Origin of the sequence: Mesorhizobium sp. M1A.T.Ca.IN.004.03.1.1 (assembly GCF_003997555.1) — a bacterium.
Classification (GTDB): Bacteria; Pseudomonadota; Alphaproteobacteria; order Rhizobiales; family Rhizobiaceae; genus Mesorhizobium.
The window spans coordinates 1-229 of the sequence record NZ_RZTV01001228.1; the positions used below are offsets into that span (position 1 = coordinate 1).

Annotated in this window: 1 protein-coding gene; it reads right to left on the reverse strand. The window is 55.5% G+C overall.

Annotation, left to right across the window (positions count from 1 at the left end):
- Positions 1 to 229 (reverse strand): VWA domain-containing protein (locus tag EOD29_RS35610; RefSeq protein ID WP_127248950.1); only part of this gene is annotated, 229 nt, incomplete at both ends.

Consider the following 229-nt stretch of genomic DNA (forward strand, 5'->3'; position numbering starts at 1 on the left):
CGGCGAGGAGGTCTTCCATTTTTTCTGCCTGGAAATAATGGGAGTCATCGGAGGCGCAATAGTGCAGCAGGGCCTGCCCGCCCGCGGGCGCCATGAAGGCGATCGTATAGATCTCGATGCCCTTGGACTTGGCCGTGTCACATGTTGCCTTGGTCAGCGTGTCATATGAACGGCCACCGCTGCTGTCGTTGTTATTGTCGCCGTCCGTCATGAAGACGATGTATTTTTT